Source organism: Caulobacter sp. GW821-FHT12F03 (assembly GCF_058806855.1).
Window position 1 is genome coordinate 431,432 of sequence record NZ_JBXAQC010000001.1, and the last position, 19,234, is coordinate 450,665.

The 19,234-nt window shown below is 69.2% G+C and carries 18 protein-coding genes and 1 tRNA gene; 11 read left to right on the plus strand and 8 right to left on the minus strand.

Annotation, left to right across the window (positions count from 1 at the left end; all coding sequences use genetic code 11):
- Positions 1-11 precede the first annotated feature (11 nt).
- Both AC1RN0_RS02025 and AC1RN0_RS02030 read left to right on the plus strand, forming a co-directional pair.
- On the plus strand, positions 12-776 hold the full coding sequence (locus tag AC1RN0_RS02025) for an SDR family oxidoreductase (protein ID WP_492785758.1): 765 nt from the start codon (positions 12-14) through the stop codon (positions 774-776).
- An 84-nt stretch (positions 777-860) separates the two neighbouring features.
- Positions 861-1,319 carry a MarR family winged helix-turn-helix transcriptional regulator gene (locus AC1RN0_RS02030; protein WP_492785759.1) on the plus strand — a complete coding sequence of 153 codons (459 nt, stop codon included), beginning with the start codon at positions 861-863 and terminating at the stop codon, positions 1,317-1,319.
- Here the strand turns inward: AC1RN0_RS02030 and AC1RN0_RS02035 are convergent.
- Genes AC1RN0_RS02035 through AC1RN0_RS02045 form a run of 3 tightly spaced genes read right to left on the minus strand, consistent with a single transcriptional unit; the run spans position 1,316 to position 3,565 of the window.
- Positions 1,316-2,101, minus strand: a complete 786-nt coding sequence (locus tag AC1RN0_RS02035; RefSeq protein ID WP_492785760.1) for a molybdopterin-binding protein — start codon at positions 2,099-2,101, stop codon at positions 1,316-1,318. The two genes, AC1RN0_RS02030 and AC1RN0_RS02035, sit on opposite strands and share 4 nt — an antisense overlap.
- On the minus strand, positions 2,098-2,940 hold the full coding sequence (locus AC1RN0_RS02040; protein WP_492785761.1) for a cytochrome b/b6 domain-containing protein: 843 nt from the start codon (positions 2,938-2,940) through the stop codon (positions 2,098-2,100). The genes AC1RN0_RS02035 and AC1RN0_RS02040 overlap by 4 nt, the downstream gene beginning before the upstream one ends.
- 19 nt (positions 2,941-2,959) lie before the next feature.
- On the minus strand, positions 2,960-3,565 hold the full coding sequence (locus AC1RN0_RS02045) for a hypothetical protein (RefSeq protein ID WP_492785762.1): 606 nt from the start codon (positions 3,563-3,565) through the stop codon (positions 2,960-2,962).
- A 120-nt stretch (positions 3,566-3,685) separates the two neighbouring features.
- Here AC1RN0_RS02045 and AC1RN0_RS02050 point away from each other — a divergent pair, with 120 nt between their 5' ends.
- The 7 genes from AC1RN0_RS02050 (at position 3,686) to AC1RN0_RS02080 (ending at position 11,358) form a co-directional block, all read left to right on the plus strand.
- Entirely contained in the window at positions 3,686-4,333 is a 648-nt protein-coding gene (locus AC1RN0_RS02050) for a glutathione S-transferase family protein (protein ID WP_492785763.1), read from the plus strand.
- A gap of 124 nt (positions 4,334-4,457) precedes the next feature.
- Entirely contained in the window at positions 4,458-5,507 is a 1,050-nt protein-coding gene (locus AC1RN0_RS02055; protein ID WP_492785764.1) for a sugar phosphate isomerase/epimerase family protein, read from the plus strand.
- 1 nt (position 5,508) lies between these two features.
- Complete coding sequence (locus tag AC1RN0_RS02060) at positions 5,509-6,651, plus strand: Gfo/Idh/MocA family protein (RefSeq protein WP_492785765.1); 1,143 nt, start codon at positions 5,509-5,511, stop codon at positions 6,649-6,651.
- Positions 6,648-7,430, plus strand: a complete 783-nt coding sequence (locus AC1RN0_RS02065; RefSeq protein WP_492785766.1) for a hydroxypyruvate isomerase family protein — start codon at positions 6,648-6,650, stop codon at positions 7,428-7,430. The genes AC1RN0_RS02060 and AC1RN0_RS02065 overlap by 4 nt, the downstream gene beginning before the upstream one ends.
- Positions 7,430-9,121, plus strand: a complete 1,692-nt coding sequence (locus AC1RN0_RS02070) for a GMC oxidoreductase (RefSeq protein ID WP_492785767.1) — start codon at positions 7,430-7,432, stop codon at positions 9,119-9,121. The genes AC1RN0_RS02065 and AC1RN0_RS02070 overlap by 1 nt, the downstream gene beginning before the upstream one ends.
- The gene (locus tag AC1RN0_RS02075; RefSeq protein ID WP_492785768.1) at positions 9,121-9,849 is read left to right on the plus strand and encodes a sugar phosphate isomerase/epimerase family protein; all 729 of its coding nucleotides are present in this window, start codon (positions 9,121-9,123) and stop codon (positions 9,847-9,849) included. The genes AC1RN0_RS02070 and AC1RN0_RS02075 overlap by 1 nt, the downstream gene beginning before the upstream one ends.
- A 54-nt stretch (positions 9,850-9,903) precedes the next feature.
- Positions 9,904-11,358: an MFS transporter gene (locus tag AC1RN0_RS02080; RefSeq protein WP_492785769.1), complete on the plus strand. Its 1,455-nt coding sequence runs from the start codon at positions 9,904-9,906 to the stop codon at positions 11,356-11,358.
- 16 nt (positions 11,359-11,374) lie between these two features.
- Here the strand turns inward: AC1RN0_RS02080 and AC1RN0_RS02085 are convergent, their stop codons facing one another.
- Entirely contained in the window at positions 11,375-12,064 is a 690-nt protein-coding gene (locus AC1RN0_RS02085) for a nitroreductase (RefSeq protein ID WP_492785770.1), read from the minus strand.
- Positions 12,065-12,181: 117 nt separating this feature from the next.
- Entirely contained in the window at positions 12,182-12,655 is a 474-nt protein-coding gene (locus AC1RN0_RS02090) for a DoxX family protein (RefSeq protein ID WP_492785771.1), read from the minus strand.
- Positions 12,656-12,819: 164 nt separating this feature from the next.
- Here AC1RN0_RS02090 and AC1RN0_RS02095 point away from each other — a divergent pair, with 164 nt between their 5' ends.
- On the plus strand, positions 12,820-14,448 hold the full coding sequence (locus AC1RN0_RS02095; protein ID WP_492785772.1) for an ABC-F family ATP-binding cassette domain-containing protein: 1,629 nt from the start codon (positions 12,820-12,822) through the stop codon (positions 14,446-14,448).
- A gap of 446 nt (positions 14,449-14,894) precedes the next feature.
- On the opposite strand, the gene AC1RN0_RS02100 is transcribed toward AC1RN0_RS02095, so the two are convergent.
- From AC1RN0_RS02100 to AC1RN0_RS02110, 3 genes are all read right to left on the minus strand, one after another.
- Entirely contained in the window at positions 14,895-15,644 is a 750-nt protein-coding gene (locus AC1RN0_RS02100; protein WP_492785773.1) for a hypothetical protein, read from the minus strand.
- Positions 15,641-17,542 carry a hypothetical protein gene (locus AC1RN0_RS02105; protein ID WP_492785774.1) on the minus strand — a complete coding sequence of 634 codons (1,902 nt, stop codon included), beginning with the start codon at positions 17,540-17,542 and terminating at the stop codon, positions 15,641-15,643. Before AC1RN0_RS02105 ends, AC1RN0_RS02100 begins: the two co-directional genes overlap by 4 nt.
- Before the next feature lie 194 nt (positions 17,543-17,736).
- A tRNA-Arg gene (locus tag AC1RN0_RS02110) sits at positions 17,737-17,813 on the minus strand.
- Between the two features lie 77 nt (positions 17,814-17,890).
- Between AC1RN0_RS02110 and AC1RN0_RS02115 the strand changes: the two genes are divergently transcribed.
- Positions 17,891-19,192: a dicarboxylate/amino acid:cation symporter gene (locus AC1RN0_RS02115; RefSeq protein ID WP_492786410.1), complete on the plus strand. Its 1,302-nt coding sequence runs from the start codon at positions 17,891-17,893 to the stop codon at positions 19,190-19,192.
- Positions 19,193-19,234 lie beyond the last annotated feature (42 nt).

The window sequence follows — 19,234 nt, forward strand, 5'->3', positions numbered from 1 at the left end:
GCGCTAACGCCATGGATCTCAAGGATCGCATCATCGTCGTCACCGGCGCCGCCAGCGGCATCGGCCGGGCCATGGCCCAGCGCTTCGCCGCCGAGGGCGCGAAGCTGGTCGTCTGCGCGGACCGTGACGCGGCGGGGGTCAAGGCCACGGCCGACAGCGTCGGCGGCGTCGCCTTCACGGTCGACGTCAGCCGCGAGGCCGACATCCAGGGCCTGATCGAGACGGTCGAGCGCGACCACGGCCCGATCGACCTGTTCTGCTCCAACGCCGGCATCGGCGTGGCGGGCGGGGCGGAAGCCGCCAACGCGGACTGGCAGCGCATCTGGGACATCAACGTCATGGCCCATGTCTGGGCCGCCCGGCATCTCGTGCCGCTGATGACCGCGCGCGGCGGCGGCTATCTGCTCAACACCGCCTCGGCGGCCGGCCTGCTGACCCAGATCGGCTCGGCGCCCTACGCCGTGACCAAGCACGCGGCGGTCGGCCTCGCCGAGTGGCTGGCCATCACTCACGGCGACCAGGGCATCAAGGTCTCGGTCCTCTGCCCGCAGGCGGTGCGCACGGCGATGACCGCCGGCAATCCCGACGGCGTGGCCAGCGTCGACGGCATGATGGAGCCCGAGCCGCTCGCCGAGATGGTCGTCCAGGCCATCGCCGCCGAACAGTTCCTCATCCTGCCGCACCCCCAGGTGCTCGACTACATGCGCAACAAGACCGCCGACTACGGCCGCTGGATCGGCGGCATGCGCAAGCTCAACCGGCGGTACGAGGGGTAGGGCGCGCGGGGCGCCTTGAACGGCCGGCGAACTGGCCGCCTTATGGGCGCGGGCGCCGGGGTGCGTAACGTGAGGAAAGTCGTCTTGGCCGGAACCGATGCGCAGCCCCCCGATCCGCTCCGTCTGGATCTGCAGCTCTGCTTCGCGCTCTATTCCGCCAGCAACCTGATGACGCGCATCTACCGGCCGCTGCTGGAGCCGCTGGGGCTGACCTATCTGCAGTACATCGCCCTGCTGGCGCTGTGGGAGCGCGCGCCCCGGACCGTCGGCGAGCTGGGCCAGAAGCTGGGCCTCGATTCCGGCACCCTGACGCCGCTGTTCAAGCGCATGGAAAAGGCCGGCCTGGTCACGCGGACGCGGGATCCGACCGACGAGCGTCGCGTGATGATCGACCTGACCGACAAGGCGCGTGACCTGCGCCAGGCCGCGTCGGCGGTGCCGGCGGCGGTGTTCTGCCAGCTGCCCATGCCGATCAGCGACGCCGTGACGCTTAAGGGGCTGGTCGAACAACTGGTGCTGGGGCTGCGGTCTGCCGAGCCCTAGATGCCGGCGTACCACTGGTAGCCGCGGTCTTCCCAGTAGCCGCCCTTGCCGAGGCCCAGGCCGGCGAAGCTGTCGATCAGCTCGATCCGCATGACATACTTGGCCATCTTGTAGCCGAGCTGCCGCTCGAGCCGCAGGCGGATCGGCGCGCCGTGCGCTTCCGGCAGCGGCGCGTCGTTCATCTCGTAGGCCAGTATCGTCTGCGGGTGGCGCGCGTCGACGAGATCGATGGTCTCGTAGTAGTCGCCGCTGCCGTCCAGCGTCAGTTCCAGGGTGTCGGCGCAGAAGAAGGCGACATAGCGCGCGCCCGGCTTGACCCCGGCGCGGTCCAGCAGCGGGCCGAGCCGCGCGCCTTTCCATTTGGCGATGCTGCTCCAGCCCTCGACGCAGTCGTGGCGGGTGATCTGGCTGCGGCCCGGCGCCTTGCGCAGGTCGTCCAGCGACAGGCTGAGCGGCCGCTCGACCAGCCCGCCGATCTCCAGCCGCCAGTCCTTGAAGCCGTTCGCCAGGTGCTGCTGGTAGTCCTCGTTGTCCGGCCGGGTCGAGCCGTTGGCCCGGAAGTCCCGCGCGATGGCGCTCGGCGGATACTCGCGCGCCAGGGCGGATCGGCCGAGTAGCAGGCGCTGGACGTGAAAGGTCAGGCCTTCAGTCGCGCCCAGCCCCTTGTTGATGGCTGGCGACGCGGTCACGCGGTCGCAGCCGGAAAGGCCGGCGGCCGCCACCCCGGTCAGGGCTCCGCCCAGAAGACTGCGGCGCGTACCGCCACCATGATCGCTGGTCATGGCTCGACCTTCTCCCGCCTGATCACGAACCAGCCTGTCAGGATGGAGCGCATCTCGTTCACCGGCCCGGCGGCCACGACCATGGCCACGTGCACCAGGAAGAACAGCGTCAGCCCCGAGGCGGACAGAAAATGCAGGGTCCGCGCCGACTGGCGTCCCCCCAGCAGATCGCCCAGCAACGGCAGTCGCGCGTCCATGGCCGGCGACATCACCAGGCCCGTCATCAACATCAGGGGCAGCAGCCCGAAGATGACCGCCAGGTAGGCGAGCTTCTGCAACACGTTGTAGCCCCGGGCCTCTTCGCCGTGCGGGAAGCGGAATCGCAGGTGATCGAGGACGGTGCGGCTCAGGCCCCGCAGGTCTTCCCTGGTCGGCCAGAGCACGGTCCGCGTCCGCCGGGTCAGCCAGGCATGGAGGAGGTAGGCCAGCCCGTTGAGCACCAGCACCCAGGCGAACGCGAAGTGCCAGCGCCGCCCCGCGCCGAGGTCGGGGTAGGACGGCAGGGTCAGCCAGGACGGAAACGCGCGGCTCTGCAGCTGGTCGCCGCCGGACTTCGACGCGCCCAGCACCCCGGTGGTGTCGATCCGCGCGGTGCCGACGGTCAGCCGCCCGCGCAGGTCGCCGTTCTCCGCCTGAACGGCGTCGATGGCGGCGAGGGGGCGGTCAAATCGCGAGATCTGGCCCCAGTAGAAGGCCGGGTGGGCGTTGAGGATCTGCAGGCCGCTGAGCAGCAGCACCAGCAGGCACAGGGCGTTGACCCAGTGGGTCGCCCGCACGAGCAGGGGATGACGGTAGACCGCCGTTTCCGCCTTTCGTGTCCGTTCGATCATCTGCGTCATGGGCTGGTCGCGCCCGCCGTTACATCGGCGGCGGCGCGCCCTTTTCACCCACGGCGATGGCGCCGGTTATCAGACCGCCGCCGGGCTTGGGGAAGGCCATCAGAAAGACCGGCGCGCCGGGTTTGACCATGGCGCGGGCGCCGTTGGTGATCTGCACCACCGGTACTTTCGGCGGCACGACGATCTTGCGCTCTCCGGTCGGATAGCTGACCAGCAGTTCGCGCCCACGGCTGCCGACGGTCACCTTGCCGACAGTGCCGTTGGTCATCATCGAGCCCTTGCGCAGGTTCCAGGCGTAGTGGCCTTCGCCGACCTTCACGCCCGGCGGGAAGACATGGACTTCCAGCGAACGGCCGCTGCCATCGGCCTGCGGGATTTCGGCGGTGCCGATGAAGCTGCCCTCGCGAATCTCGGACACGGCGATGGGCTTGGTCACCTGGACGGTCCAGTCGGGCGTCAGGGCGATCGTCAACGGCTTCCCGGTGCGGGGACGGATGACGACGCTTGCGGCGTCCGCCTTCACGACCGTTCCACGAAGGGCCTGGGGCGCGGGCGGCGCGGGCTGGGCGATCGCGGCGGCGGCGGTCGCGAGGGTGGCGGCGAGAATCAGGGCCAGGCGCTTCATGGTATGCTCCGGAGGCGGCTCGGTTGATGCGAGACGCCCGTCAATCTGCATGATATTCGATTGTGTGCAATATAATTTGCCGGCCTCAGGCCGGCGCCAGCCCTGCCGGAGTCCGATCCAATGACCGCTCTTGTCGTGCACCACCTCGGCGTCTCGCAGTCCGAGCGGATCGTCTGGCTCTGCGAGGAGCTGGGCATCGACTACGCGCTGAAGCTCTATGCCCGCGATCCGGTCACCCGCCTGGCGCCCGAGGCCTACAAGGCGCTACACCCGATGGGCATGGCGCCGGTCATCACCGACGGCGGGCGGACTCTCGGCGAATCCGGGGCCATCGTGGACTACATCGTCGGCCGGTACGGCGACGGCCGGCTGGCGCTCGAGCCCGGGCATCCGGACTACGGCGACTACCTGTTCTGGCTCCACTTCGCCAACGGCTCCTTCGTCGCCACCGAGATGCTGGCCCTTGTGGCCAATGGACTGGGCGTGGCCGGCGACCACCCCGGCCGCGCCTTCATGAACGACCGCAGCGCGAAGATCTTCGACCTGGTCGAGCAGCGGCTCGGCGAGGCGCCCTTTTTCGCCGGCGAGGCCTTCACCGCGGCCGACATCATGATGGTCTTCCCGCTCACCACCATGCGGCTGTTCATCCCCCGCGACCTGACCGCCTTTCCCAACATCCGGGCCTATCTGCAACGCATCGGCGCGCGCCCGGCCTACCGCCGGGCGATGGAAAAGGGCGATCCCGGCATGCCGCTGCTGCTGGCCTGACGCCCGCGCGGGCCAGCCGGTCAGATCGACGCCCGGACGGCCTCGCCAAAGGCCCGGCGCATGCTAACCTCAGACCAACAATGGACGGGCGGCCCGATGCAGGCGGCCCTTCAAGGGAGGATGCATGAAGGGCCCGGCCATTTTCCTGGCGCAGTTCGCGGGCGACGAACCGCCGTTCAACAGCCTTGAGGCGATCGCGCGCTGGGCGGGCGATCTCGGCTACAAGGGCGTGCAGATTCCCACCTGGGACCGGCGGCTGTTCGACCTGAAACTGGCGGCCGAAAGCGACGCCTACTGCGACGAGGTCAAGGGCGTTCTGGCGGCGGCGGGCCTTGAGGTGTCCGAGCTGTCGACCCACACCCAGGGCCAGATGGTCGCGGTGCATCCGGCCTATGACGAGATGTTCGACGGTTCGGCGCCGGCGCGCGTGCGCGGCAACCCGAAGGCGCGACAGGAATGGGCGGTCGAGCAGGTCCTGCTGGGCGCGAAGGCGTCGCGGCGGATGGGACTGGACGCCCACGCCACCTTCTCGGGCTCGCTGGCCTGGCCCTATCTCTATCCCTATCCGCAGCGGCCCGCCGGACTGGTCGAGGCGGCGTTCGACGAGCTGGGCCGGCGCTGGCGGCCGATTCTCGACGCGTTCGACGACGTCGGCGTCGACCTCTGCTACGAGATCCATCCCAGCGAGGACCTGTTCGACGGCACGACGGTGGAGATGTTCTGGGACCGCGTGGACCACCATCCCCGCGCCTGCCTGCTCTACGACCCCAGCCACTTCCTGCTGCAGCAGCTCGACTATCTCGACTACATCGACCTCTACCACGAGCGCATCCGGATGTTTCACGTCAAGGACGCGGAGTTCCGGCCGACCGGGCGGCAGGGCGTCTACAGCGGCTATGCGCCGTGGAAGGAACGGGCCGGACGGTTCCGCTCGCCGGGCGATGGCCAGATCGACTTCAAGGCCATCTTCTCCAAGCTCGCGCAATACGGCTACCAGGGCTGGGCGGTGCTCGAATGGGAATGCGCGCTGAAGGACGCCGGCGACGGCGCCCGGGAAGGCGCGCCGTTCATCCGCGACCACATCATCCAGGTGACGGGCAAGAGCTTCGACGACTTCCTCGCCACCGACGTGGACGCGGCGGCCAATCGCCGGCTGCTGGGCCTCGATCGCTGAGATGCGCCTGACGTTGGGCATGATCGGGGGCGGCGAGGGCGCCTTCATCGGCGGGGTGCACCGCATGGCCGCGCGGCTGGACGACCGCTGGACCCTTGTCGCCGGGGCCTTCAGCGGCGAAGCCGGCCGGTCGCGGGCTTTCGGCCAGACGCTCGGCCTGGAGGACGACCGCTGCTACGGCGACTGGCAAGCGATGGCCCGGGCCGAAACGGCGCGCCCCGACCGGATCGACGCGGTGGCCATCGTCACGCCCAACCATCTGCACCACGGCCCCGCGCGGGCCTTCCTCGAAGCCGGCATCGCGGTGATCTGCGACAAGCCGCTGACCACCGGCCTGGCCGACGCGCTCGACCTCGCCGAAACCGTGGCGCGGACGGGAACGCCGTTCGTGCTGACCCACAACTACAGCGGCTACGCCATGGTCCGGCAGATGCGGGCCATGGTCGCGGCGGGGACGCTCGGCGCGATCCGGGTGGTGCAGGCCGAGTACGCCCAGGACTGGCTGGCCACGCCGCTGCCCGGCAACAAACAGGCCGACTGGCGCGGCGACCCGGCCCAGGCCGGACCGGGCGGGGCGCTGGGCGACATCGCCACCCACGCCTATCACCTGGCGACGTTCGTGCTCGGCGGGGCGGCCGACCAGGTCAGTGCCGAGACCTCGCGGTTCGTGCCGGGGCGGCGGCTCGATGACGACGTGCAGCTGCGCCTGCGCTGGGCGTCCGGCGCGCGCGGCCAGCTGTGGGCCAGCCAGGTGGCGGTCGGGGCGGCCAACGGGCTGCGGCTGCGCCTCTACGGTGAGACCGGCGGGCTGGAATGGTCCCAGGAGGACCCGGACATCCTGCGCTACACCCCGCTCGGCGAGCCGCCCCGCATCCTGCGACGCGGCGGCCCCGACCTGTCGGCGGCGGCGATGGCGGCGACGCGCATCCCGGCCGGACATCCCGAGGGCTATCTCGAAGGCTTCGCGCGGATCTACGCCGACGCGGCCGACCTGATCTCCGCGCACAAGGCCGGCAAGCCCGCGCCGACGACGGACCTGCCGGGCATCGCCGCCGGGGTCGAGGGGGTCCGGTTCATCGACGCCTCTGTGCGCAGCGCCGCGGCCGACGGCCGCTGGATGGCCATGAGCGGGGACGCCGCATGATCCGGCAGAGCTTCGCCTGGTGGTCCTTCACCGCCGGCCGCGAGGTCGAACCGGCGACCCTGCTGCGCGAGGCCGCCGCCGCCGGGGCGCAGGGGGTGGAGATGCTGCCCGAGGCGCTCTGGCCGGTGGCGCGCGACGCGGGCCTGTCCATCGTCACCCTGACCGGCCACACCCTGGAGCGCGGCTTCAACGACCGCTCCCTGCACACAGCCCTTGCCGATGAGGTTCGCCGCAACATCGACACGGCCGCGGCCGGCGGCTGCGAGGCGGTGATCGTCTTCTCCGGCAACCGCATCGGGGACGGCGCCGACGGCCCGGCGATCGAGGCCTGCATCGAGGGCCTCGCGCCGGTCGTCGCCCATGCCGAGCAGGCGGGCGTGCGGCTGCTGATGGAGCTGCTCAACAGCAAGGTCGACCACCCCGGCCACCAGTGCGACCGCACGGCCTTCGGCGCGGATGTGGTGCGGGCCGTGGGCTCGCCGGCCCTGCGCCTGCTCTACGACGGCTATCACATGCAGCTGATGGAGGGCGATCTGATGCGCACCATCCGCGCCAACATCGACCTGATCGGCCATGTCCACACCGCCGGCGCGCCGGGCCGCCGCGACCTCGACGACCGCCAGGAAATCAACTGGCCGGCCATCGCCGGGCTGCTGCGGCATCTGGGCTACAAACACTGGGTGGGCCACGAGTTCGTCCCCCGGGGCGAGCCGGTCGCGGCGCTGCGCGCGGCGGTCAGCCAGTTCGACGGATCACCACAATCGAAGGGAGCGGCGTGATGTTCGACGCCATCGTCGTCGGCTCGGGCATCAGCGGCGGCTGGGCCGCCAAGGAGCTCTGCGAACGCGGTCTCAAGGTGCTGATGCTCGAGCGCGGGCCCGAGGTCACCAACGGCCCCGACCAGAGCCACGACCTGGCCCTCAAGCTGCGTCGGCGCGACGACCAGGTGCCGAAGGACGAGGCGGACCTGCACTACCCCTATCTCGTCGGGGTCACCTACGCCCTGTTCAACTCCAACAAGGCCCTCTGGGCCAGCGACCACGACCATCCCTACGAGACGGTCCCCGGCAAGCCGTACCGCTGGATCCGCGGCTATCACCTGGGCGGCCGGTCGCTGACCTGGGGACGCCAGTCCTACCGCTGGGCGCCGCAGGACTTCCTGTCCAACCTGCAGGACGGACACGGCGTCGACTGGCCGATCCGCTACGAGGACCTCGAGCCCTGGTACGATCACGTCGAGGCCTTCGCCGGGATCAGCGGCGACTATGACGGCCTGGAGCAGCTGCCGGACGGCGACTTCCTGCCGGCCTTTCCGTTCAACGACGTCGAGCTGGCCGCCAAGGCCCGCATCGAGGCGGACTTTCCGACCCGTCGGATGATCATGGGCCGGACGGCCAACCTCAGCCGCGTCGCCAAGCCCCAGATGGACGTCGGCCGGCGGCGCTGCGAACAGCATGTGAAGTGCCATCACGGCTGTCCGTACGGGGCCTACTTCTCGACCCAGGCGGCGACCCTGCCGGCGGCGCTCAAGACGGGCAATCTCACGGTTCTGACCGACCGCGTTGTCGAGAGCGTCATCCACGACCCGGCGACCGGCCGCGTCACGGGCGTGCGGACCATCAACCGGACGGACAGGACCGGCGAGGTGTTCGAGGCGCGGATCGTCTTCCTCAACGCCTCGGCCATCAACACCGCGGCCCTGCTGCTGAACTCGCGCTCCGAGGCCTTCCCGAACGGCCTGGCCAACGGCAGCGACCAGGTCGGCCGCAACCTGATGGATCACGTCAGCACCAAGCCCATCGTCGGCAGCATGCCCGGCTTCGGCGATGTGCCGTTCCAGAACGACCGGCCCACCGGCATCTACATCCCGCGCTACGCCAACGTCACCGAGGGCGACAAACCCTATGTGCGCGGCTTCGGCATGCAGGGCGGCGCGGTCCGCGCGCGCAACACCGAGGGCGCCGTCCAGGGGGTCGGCACGGGTGACGAGGATGTCGGCCACCGCGGCTGGCGCTTCTCGCTGCTGCCGTTCGGCGAGGTGCTGCCCGATCCCGAGAACCGCGTGACCCTGTCCCCGACCCGTCGCGACAGCTGGGGCATTCCGGTGCCGGTCATCGGCGCGACGCACGGGCCGAACGAGTACGCGATGATGCGGGCCGCGGCGCGCGACGCAGCCGAGATGCTTCGCGCCGCCGGCTGCACCGACATCACCGACTGGGAAGCCGCCAGCGCGGAACTGACCCCGCCCGGCGACCGCATCCACGAGATGGGCACGGCGCGCATGGGCCGCGACCCGGCGACCTCGGTGTTCAACGGCTGGGGCCAGGCGCACGAGGCGCCCAACCTGTTCTGCTCCGACGGCGCGGTGATGGCCTCCAGCGCCTCGATGAACCCCTCCCTGACCTACATGGCCCTGACCGCGCGGGCGGCGAACCATGCGGCCGACCTGCTCGAACAAGGAGCCCTCTGATGACCCCCGTCGGCCTCCAGCTCTACACCCTGCGCAAGCCGTTCGCCGAGGACCCGGTCGGCACGCTCGAGCGCATACGCGAGACCGGCTACGACGCGGTGGAATTCGCCGCGCCCCTCGACATGGACTTCGCGCCGCTGGCCGACCGGATGCGCGAGATCGCGCTGGACTGCCCGTCGGTGCACGTCGGCCTGGCCGATCTGACCGGCCAGGCCGCGCGCGTTCTGGAGGTCGCCCGGACCCTCGGCTGTCGCTTCATCGTCCTGCCGTTCGTCGATCCGAACGACGCGGACTGGACGGCGGTCGTCACCCAGGCCCAGACCTTCGCCCGGCAGGCGCGGGACGAGGGCTTCCGCTTCGCCTATCACCACCATCACTTCGAGTTCGACACCGCACGTGGCTTCCGGCCGTTCGACATCCTGGTCGGCGAGTCGGACCCGTCGCTGCTGTTCTTCGAGCTGGACGTGTTCTGGCTGAAGACCGCCGGCGAGGATCCGCAGGCGATGATCGAAAAGCTCGCCGGCCGGGTGAAGCTGCTGCACCTCAAGGACTACGCGGCGGATGGCAAGATGACCGACGTCGGCGCCGGCACGCTCGACTTCCCCGCCCTGATCGCGGCCGGCAAGGCCGCCGGGGTCGAGCACATGTTCGTCGAGCACGACTTCCCGCCCAAACCCTGGTGGCCCAGCGTCGAGGCCAGCGTGGGCTACCTCCGGACGCTGGACTAGGCCTGCCCGCAGGGGCGACGCCGCCGCGTTGACGGCATTGGGGGAGAAGACGTCTTGAATATTGATACGCCGGCAATCGCCGACGGCCAGGCCCTGCCGCTCAGGCCGCCGTTGCTCGTCAAGCTCGCTTACAGCCTGGGACAGGCCGCGCAGAACGGCGGTTTCGACGCGGCCATCGGCTTCATCTTCTTCTACTATTCGGCGGTGCTCGGCCTGTCCGGTGCGCTGGTGGGCGCCGCCTTGGCGGTCAGTCTGGCCTTCGACGCCGTGGTCGATGCGGTCGTCGGCTCCTGGTCGGACAATCTGAAATCGCGTCTCGGTCGGCGCCTTCCGTTGATGATCCTTGCGGCGCCGTTGATCGCGGTATCGATCGGGTTGCTGTTCTCCCCGCCGGCGGGCCTGGGGCAGTTGGCCCTGTTCGGCTGGCTGGCGGCGATGTCGGTCGCCGCCCGTAGCGCCATCTCTCTGTTCAACGTTCCCTACATCGCCCTCGGCGCCGAGATGACGACCGACTACAGCGAACGCACCAGCGTCGTCATGTATCGCGCGTTCGCCGGCATCGTGTCGGCGGTGATCATCACCGCCGTCGGCTACTCGGTGTTCTTCGCCCATGGCGGCCTGCAGCAGCCGCAGGGCTATCCAGGCTTCGGCTGGTCTGTGGCGGGGTTCCTGCTGGTCTGCATGACGATCTGTTGCCTCGGCGTGCGCCGCTATGCCGCGAGCCTGCCGCAGCCGGACCAGGTGGTCTCGACCATGTGGAGACGCCTGCCCGGCGAGGTCGCCGAGATCTTCGCCAACCGCTCGTTCCGCCTGCTGTTCATCTCCGCCGTGGTGCTGTTCACCGCCCTCGGCCTGAACGCCAGTCTCAATAACCACGCCTTCGTCTTCGTCTGGCGCATGAAGAGCGAGCTGATCCAGTTCATCGGATACGCCTACCTCGTCGGCATCCTGCTGGGCGTCTCGGCCGCGCCGGCGCTCCAGAAGGTGCTGGAGAAGAAGGTCGTCGTCGTCGTCGGCTTCGGCCTGCTGATCGCCAACTGGCTGGTGTTGCAGGGGGCGATGTTGACCGGCGTCTGGCTGCCGCTCGGTGACGCCGCCCTGCTGCCGATGCAGATCAATTCCTTCGTCGCCGGGATCGGCACGGGATTCGTCTCGGTCGCCTATCCCTCAATGATGGCCGACGCGGCGGACGAGCATGAGCATCTGTTCGGCCGCCGTCGCGAGGGGCTCTATTTCGCCGGCCTGGGGTTCGCCAACAAGGCGGCGACCGGTCTGGGCGTGATGGTGGCCGGCGTGGCGCTGGACCTCGTTCACTTTCCCAAGGACGTCGGGCGGACCGTAGGGGCTGTGCTGCCGCATGACATGCAGGTTCGCCTGGTGATGATCTGGGGTCCGATCGCGGCGGTCATCGCCGTCGCGGCGCTGATCATCTTCGCCGCCTACAACATCACCCGGGCCCGCCACGCGGAGATCGCCGCGGCGCTCGGGCGGACGCCGCCGCCCGGCTGACCCGTCGGACCCCCGATCAGCCTCGCGCCGGGTCGTCGAAGCCGACGAATACGGCTGCCTCGTCGACGGATTTGCGTTCGGAGACGACGGCGTTTGCCGGGAAGGTCTCGTCCGGCCAGCCCAGCGCGATGCTCTTCATGATGATCTGGTCATCGGCGATGCCGGCGTGTTCCCGCACGACGGGCGACTGCATGATGCCCTGGCTGTTGATCACGGCGCCCAGCCCGCGCGACCAGGCGGCGTTGACCAGGCTGGTGGCCACCGCGCCACAGTCGAACGGCGTGTCGTCGCTGCCGTCCAGCACGCGGTCATAGGTGACGATGATGCAGACCGGCGCGTCGAACTGGCGGAAGCCCCGCAGCACCCAGTCCTGGCGCATCTCGGCGTCGTCGCGCGCGATGCCCATCGCGGAGAAGAGCTGCTTGGCGACGCCGATCTGCCGCTCGCGGTGCGGACCCGTGAAGGCCTGACCGGTGCGGAACTCGCGCGATTGCGGGACCCCGGCCAGGGTCCGTTCGGTGTTGCCGGCGCGGATGCGGTTCAGCGGTTCGCCGGTAATGACGTAGAAGTTCCACGGCTGGGTGTTCATCGACGACGGCGCGCGCATCGCCAGATTGATGATTTCCTCGATCAGCGCCCGGGGAACCGGGTCGGGCTTGTAGCCGCGGATGCTGCGGCGGCCGAGGATGACGTCGTCGAATTGCATGTTGGACCCTGGATGGCGTTGTGGCGTGTCGGCGATTGAAGCTGCCTGACGCAGCGTCAGGCCAACGGAAGATCGTGATTGGCAAAAGTGTCCGGCCCAGACTGAGCCGTCGTCGCGTCAAGCCGGCAGAGTCTTGCGGTCCCGTGTCCCGAACCAGGCGAAGGCGATGAACACCGCCTGCAGCGGGACGCGAACCCACAGGTACCAGGGCGCGTTGACGTAGCTCGGCGTGTTGGTGGCGACGGTCCAGCCGTAGATGTTGAACGGCAGGACGAGGGCCAGATAGACGATGATCGCCCAGCCGGTGATGCGCGCCCACCGCGTCCAGATCAGGACCGCGAAGGCCAGTTCCAGCACGCCGCTGGCGTAGCTGGACTCGACCCGCAGCGGAAAGAACGGGGGAATGAGCTCCACCACCGACTGCGCGTGCAGGATGTGGCCGTAGACGCCGAAGAAGCCGAACAGCAGGGTCAGGTAGAGCCGGAAGACATTGGCCCACCGGAACCGCACGGATGGCCGGACAAGGCTGACAAGAACCACGATCAACACAGGTCCCAGGAGGATCCCGGCCGGCATCAGCAGGTTGGTCATGAAGTTCCCCCGAACGTTGGCGACCAGACTAGCACCGGGTCGCGGCCGGGCGCGACGCCAGCGGCCGTAGCGCCGTCAGATGAGGATGCTGCGACGCCGCTCCGGCGAATTGTCCTGACCCGGAGGCTGGCGCTTGCCGGCCCCCCGCGCTAGCAGACCGCCCCATGATCCGCCTCGACAACATCTCCAAGCAGAACGGCCACCAGCTCCTGTTCATCGACGCCTCGATGGGCGTGCAGAAGGGCGAGAAGGTCGGGCTTGTCGGCCCGAACGGCGCCGGCAAGACGACGCTCTTCCGGATGATCACCGGCCAGGAGCAGCCCGACGACGGGTTCGTGGTGATCGATCCCGGCATGACGATCGGCTACTTCAGCCAGGACGTCGGCGAGATGTCGGGCCAGAGCGCCGTCGCTGCGGTGATGGACGGGGTCGGCCCCGTCAGCGCGCTCGCCGCCGAGATGTCGGACCTTGAAGCAGCCATGGTCGATCCGGACCAGGCCGACCGGCTGGACGCCGTCATGGAACGCTACGGCGAGGTGCTGGAACGGTTCCAGGAGCTGGACGGCTACGCGCTTGAGGCGCGGGCGCGCGAAGTGCTGGCGGGCCTCAGCTTCAGCCAGGAGCGCATGGACGGCGATGTCGGCCTGCTGTCCGGCGGCTGGAAAATGCGCGTGGCGCTCGCCCGCATCCTGCTGATGCGGCCCGACGGCATGCTGCTCGACGAGCCCAGCAACCACCTCGATCTGGAAAGCCTGATCTGGCTCGAGGCCTTCCTCAAGTCCTACGACGGCGCGCTGCTGATGACCTCGCACGACCGCGCCTTCATGAACCGGATCATCGGCAAGGTGGTCGAGATCGACGCCGGTTCGCTGATCACCTATTCGGGCGACCTCGATTTCTATGACCGGCAGCGCGCGCTCGGCGAACAGCAACGCCAGGCGCAGTACGAGCGCCAGCAGGCGATGCTGGCCAAGGAAATCAAGTTCATCGAGAAGTTCAAGGCGCGCGCCTCGCACGCCGCCCAGGTCCAGAGCCGGGTGAAGAAGCTCGACAAGATCGACCGCGTCGAGGCGCCGCGTCGTCGCCAGTCGGTCCAGTTCGAGTTCAGGAGCCCGCCTCGGTCAGGCGACGACGTGATCAGCCTGCGGGGCGTCCACAAGGGCTACGGCGCCCGGCCGATCTACGAGGACTTCGACTTCCTCGTGCGCCGCAAGGAGCGCTGGTGCGTGCTCGGGGCCAACGGCGCGGGCAAGTCGACGCTGCTGAAGCTGGTGGCCGGCGCCATCGCGCCCGACCAGGGCGCGGTCAACATCGGCGCCAGCGTCAGGATGGGCTACTTCGCCCAGCATTCCATGGACCTGCTGGACGGCGAGGAGACGATCTTCGAGTCGCTGGAGGGCGCGTTCCCCCAGGCGGGCCAGGGCGCGCTGCGTACGCTGGCGGGATGTTTCGGCTTCTCCGGCGACGATGTCGAAAAGCCCTGCCGCGTCCTGTCCGGCGGAGAAAAGGCGCGCCTGGTCATGGCCAGGATGCTGTTCGATCCGCCCAACCTGCTGGTGCTCGACGAGCCGACCAACCACCTCGACATGGCGACCAAGGAGATGCTGGTCGCGGCCCTGGAGGACTTCGAGGGCGCGATGCTCTTCGTCTCCCACGACCGGCATTTCCTCGGGGCGCTGTCGAACCGCGTGCTGGAGCTCACCCCCGACGGCGTCCATCAGTACGGCGGCGGCTACACCGAATACGTCGCGCGCACCGGCCAGGAAGCGCCGGGACTGCACCCGGACGGCTAGGAACTGCACCGACAGGCGAGGCGTCCGGCCACGGGACCTCCCCGCCAACGCCCACCGTCCGGACCCCGCAGGCCCGCCGGTCGCCCGTCAGTCCCAGTGTCTTTCCCAGTGGTGGCCGCAGGTGTCGCAGATGTTGTCCTTGGCAGGCCGGGACCGAAAGCCCCGACAGTTGCAGGAGTGGCAGCGGCCCCATCCGGCGACCAGACCTTCGGCGTTGACGGGGTGCGTCTCGTCTGTCGGCTCGCTCCCCTCGATCAAAGTCTCGCCCGAGCAATAGAAGGTCATCAGGTTCCCTCGCTTTTGGTTTTTCCAATCAACTCTGTCGCGACACCGGGGGCAATTAATCTCCTGGCGCCGGCTTTGAAATCGAAGCCGCCTGTCGTTACTGTCCGTCGTCCTTCACGGCGGCGCAGATGTGCGCGCTCTAATCTCCAAAGGCGCCTGGTCTACTTCGGCGGAGGCGTCCAATCGCGGGGCGGGGGCGTCCAGTCGCTGGGGGGTCTGGTCGCCCGCGGCTTCCGCGGCGGCCGGGGCGGCGGCTTTTTCCTGGCTCTGGCGACCGCGGCGGCCCGGGCCTCGTCTTCGGCCTTCACCTCCGCGAGCTCTTCATCAAACGCGGTCCAGTATTCGAAGTAGGCCGCGCGCAGCGCCGTGGGCGGCATCTCGGTCAGGCAGGCGGCCGCGCAGGCTGTCGCCAGGGGCGTGGATCTCAGGTCCACCACCAGAAGCGATTCTCCTTTCGCGGCCGCCTTGACGGTGGCGGACCCCGTGAACTGTTCGGGCAGGGGGTTGAGTGACAGCGTCGCGCCCACCGGCCCCAGGGCCTCGATGAAGACCTGTCGCGTTCGCGCCTCTTCCGCCTGTTTCACGGCGGGGCTCCAGGAGAGGGCGCCGGCGGGGTAGGACTTGCTGCCAAAAACGGAGGGCGGGGTTGCGGCGCCCTCGTCGATCGTCAGCCCGACGGCGATCAAGGCGGCTTTCGCGGCGCGATAGGTCTGGTCCGGCGTGGCCTTGATCGTCCGCTCGCCCAACTGGCTCCGGATTGCGGCGTTGTCGCGCGCCCAGACCGCGTCAAGCCGCTGGACGGCCAGGACCTTCTGGCCGGTCGTGGTGGCGCAGGCCGAACAGAGCAGAAGCAGCGCCAGCACGGCCGGGCGCGCCACGCGCCTGAACAGGATGCTCTCGACCTTGGTCATTGCCAGAAGCCCTTTCTCGCGGCCTGTGCATCGGACTGCAGCTTGCGATATTCGGCGGAAGCGCTGGTCGACACCCGGGCGGCGCCGTTGAACAGCGCCGCCGCCGCGATGTCGTATCCGGACGGGGTGCGACACCGGTACAGTCCGTTGGGCAGCCCTTCGCAGGACACCGACCCGCCCTGCTTGGCGACGAACTGCGCCATCTCCTGAGCCGGCACGCCGGCTTCGCCGGTGATCCCGTCGAGGCTGATGGTGGCGCCGTTGATGATCAGGGTGGCGGTGTCGGTCACCGTGGGCGAGCCCGTCACCGTGACCGGCGTCGCTTCAGCGGATGTGTCTTCCGTGACCAATGCCCGGGCGCCGGGCGACCTGGGCGCGGACGTCGCGAGGGTGACGTCGCCTGACCGCGGTCGGAGCGTGGCCCACCCCGCAAGCGCGACGACCGCGACGATGAGCGCGGCGATGCCGGCCCAGGCGACAAGGGGGAGGGCCGGCAGCCGGGCGCGCCGCAGCGATCCCGCGACCAGGGTAGCGGTCGAGCGCCAGTTTCCGCTTGCGACCCGGGTCGGGAGCACCGGGTCATTGTGGACACGTCCATCGGAGGCTTCCTCATCGAGCCCGGCGTCCGTGTCGCGCCGCTCGACGGGGCCCGGCTCACCCGGGCCAGCCCCCATGTCCAGGAAGCCGGTCGTCTCGACACGGCCCGTCTCGGCGGGCGGGGCGGACTCCCTGCGGCTGCCCGTCACATCGGCGATCGCCGCCCTGGCCAGCCAGCCCTTGCCCCAGTTCACGTAGACCTTGTAGGCGGCGATGAACGGATAGGTCCCCATGACGAAGACGTTGTAGGCCAGACCGCCGTACTGATGCCGGGTGACAAGGCCGAGCGCCGCATCCCCCAGGGTCTGTCCGCGGCGGGACAGCACGATACGGTTGGCCCGGTATTGGGGTTCGAAGCTCCCAACGATCATTCCACCGCCGACCAGGAGCGCGAGCGCCGCGAGCAGGATGTTCTGTCCGAGCAGCATGACGGCGCCGAGCACCAGAATTCCGCCGACCCCAAGCTCCGCCCATGTGGCCCTGAGCTTGCGGCTCCACCCGGCTTTCACGCTCTGGTCCAGTTCCGCGATCTGCTCGAGGAGTCGCCGATCCGTGAGGCCCAACGCCTGCAGCCGGGTCAGGCAGACCGCGGCGGCCTTGAGATGGGCGGCCTCGGTCGGATAGAGGCCGGGCGCGATGTCGCCTCCCGCAGCGAGCCGAAGGACCTTCCTTGTGGTGGCGACGAGCGCCCCGCCGCCATCGTCGTTTTCAACGACGGTCCAGTCCTTGTAGGCGTGGAAAAGATAGGTCTCGCCGAGGATTTCCCTGATCCCCTCGTCGTCGGGATGCTCGGCATGGAGGTCGATCAGGCGGTTGAGGCCACGGACCCAGTCGGACGTGTCGCGCGCTTCGAGCGAGGCGCTGGCGGCGGCGTACTGAAGATTGTCGGGGTCAAGGGACCAGGCCCGGCTGACAGCCTCGCGGCAGGACTGTGGCTCCGACAGCTGGTCGTGGGCGATGGCCAGCAGGAACCAGGTATCCGCCTGCTCCGGATCGATCTGCAGCGAGCGGCTCAGGTCCGTCACCGCGTCGCGCGGGCTTTCCCCGTTGATCCAGGCGCGGCCCGCTTCTCGAAGGACGTAGGGATGGTCCGGGAACCTGCGACGCAGCTGCGCCGCGCCGACCCGCACCGCCGCGAGGTCTCCCGCCTGGAACCGGTCGCCCATGGCCTCAAGGATCTCGATAGCCGGGTCTTCCTCGAACCCGGTCTGGCTGGGACCCGCCGAAGCGGCGAACGAACGGGTCGCCCAGCCCTCGGCGCCGCCCTTCGACGACTCAAGGCCGGCCTTGGAATTGATCATGACGTCGACCGAGCCAGAGAGGGGCAGGTTACGCGAACACACTCCAGGCAACTTGAGCGCGAGATTAACCGCATTGTCCGGATTTGCAACGCATGGTGGGGCCTTGCCGGGCCGGTTTGGGCGGCGCAAGCGCCCGGAATGTCCGGGGGGTCTGGGCCGGCAGGGGCGCGAGGAGACAGCTTGCAGTGACTGTCTGGCGGCCCGGGAGGGACTCGAACCCCCGACCTTCGCTTTAGGAAAGCGCTGCTCTATCCTGCTGAGCTACCGGGCCACGCGGCGCCGGTCATAGCGTGCGGGGAGGCTCAGCGGAACCCCGTCGCCAAGCTTGCCGGGGGGCGCATGCGGTATCTGAAGCTGCTCTATGTCCAGGTCCTGATCGCCATCGCGCTCGGGGTCGTCGTCGGGGCCGTCTGGCCGGCGGTCGGGGTGGCGCTCAAGCCGCTGGCCGACGGCTTCATCAAGCTGATCAAGCTGGTCATCGCGCCGGTGATCTTCGTCACGGTCGCCGGCGGCATCGCCCGGATGAGCGACCTGAAGGCCTTCGGCCGGGTCGGGGCCAAGACGCTGCTCTATTTCGAGGTCGTCTCGACCCTGGCGCTCGGCGTCGGCCTGGCCGTGGGCCTGATCGTCAGGCCGGGGCAGGGCTTCAACGTCGATCCGGCCACCCTCGACCCGAAGGTCGGCGCCGAATACGCGGCCAGGGCGGCGCACGGCGAGGGCGTGGTCGCCTGGCTGCTGCACCTGATCCCCGACACCTTCTTCAGCGCCCTGGCCAGCGGCGAGCTGCTGCAGGTGCTGCTGATCGCCATTCTCACGGGCTTCGCCTGCGCGAAACTCGGCGAGTTCGGCGACCGGATGGCCGACGGCCTCGACCAGATCGGCCGGGTGTTCTTCGCCATCATCCACATCGTCGTGCGGTTCGCGCCGGTCGGGGCCTTCGGCGCCATGGGCTTCACCATCGGCAAGTACGGCGTCGCGGCGCTGGGCAACCTGGCCGTGCTGATCGGAACCTTCTACGCCACCAGCCTGCTGTTCGTGCTGCTGGTGCTGGGGCTGATCGCCCGGCTGGCCGGCTTCTCGATCCTCAAGTTCATCGCCTACATCCGTGAGGAGCTGCTGATCGTGCTCGGCACCAGCTCCTCGGAGTCGGTGCTGCCGCAGATCATGGAAAAGCTGCAGCGACTGGGCGCCTCCAGGTCCGTCACCGGCCTGGTCATCCCGACCGGCTACAGCTTCAACCTCGACGGCACCAACATCTACATGACCCTGGCCACCCTGTTCCTGGCCCAGGCGACCAACACCCATCTCGACCTCTGGCAGCTCGCCACCATCCTCGGGGTGGCCATGCTGACCTCGAAGGGCGCCAGCGGCGTCACCGGGGCCGGCTTCATCACCCTGGCCGCGACGCTCGCCGTCGTGCCCGACATCCCGATCGCCGCCCTGGCCCTGATCGTCGGCATCGACCGGTTCATGAGCGAATGCCGCGCCCTGACCAACCTGGTCGGCAACGGGGTGGCGACCCTGGTGGTGGCCCGCTGGGAGGGCGAGCTCGACCGCGACACCCTGGCCCGCGAGTTGGACAGGGGCCCGCTGGTCAATGAGGCCCACCCGCTGGCGGCCGGTCTGACCACCGAGGCGGAAGCCGACTAGGCGCGGCGGAGCTGGCGCGGAAACAGCCGAGAGTCGACCGCG